The sequence below is a fragment of the Mesorhizobium sp. M7A.F.Ca.ET.027.03.2.1 genome, from assembly GCF_003999175.1.
Lineage (GTDB): Bacteria > Pseudomonadota > Alphaproteobacteria > Rhizobiales > Rhizobiaceae > Mesorhizobium.
In genome coordinates this window covers 1-529 of the sequence record NZ_RZOM01001828.1, presented here as the reverse complement: position 1 = coordinate 529, position 529 = coordinate 1, and the positions used below count along the sequence as shown (strand labels likewise).

At 67.5% G+C, this 529-nt stretch carries 1 protein-coding gene; it reads left to right on the top strand.

Annotated features, from left to right (window positions below):
* The coding region (gene tmk / locus EN750_RS38310) for a dTMP kinase (RefSeq protein ID WP_127399517.1) at positions 1–529 on the top strand (529 nt) is incomplete at both ends.

Here is a 529-nt window from a genome sequence, read left to right as displayed (position 1 = left end):
GGCCAGGAAGATGCGCGCCAAGAAATACGATGTGCTGCTTACCCGCGAACCTGGCGGCTCGCCGGGCGCCGAAGCCGTCAGGCATGTGCTGCTTTCGGGCGCGGCCGAACCGTTCGGACCGAAGATGGAAGCGCTGCTTTTCGCCGCCGCGCGGTCCGATCATGTCGAGCAGCTCATCCGGCCGGCGGTCGAGCGTGGCTACATCGTGCTTTGCGACCGCTTCCTCGATTCCTCGCGCGTCTACCAGGGCGTCACCGGCGGCATCGATCCGGCGTTCATGGATGCGCTGGAGCAGGTCGCCATCAACGGCATGATGCCGGACATGACGCTGATCTTCGACATCGATCCGGCGGAAGGCCTGAGGCGCGCAACGCTGCGGCGCGGCACCGAGGCAGTCGCCGACCGCTTCGAAAAGGAGACGCTGGCGATCCATCAGGCCCGCCGCGAGGCGTTTCTGGCGATCGCCAAGGCCGAGCCGGAGCGCTGCATCGTCGTCGACGCAGCCGCCGAGCCCGACGCGGTCGAGAAC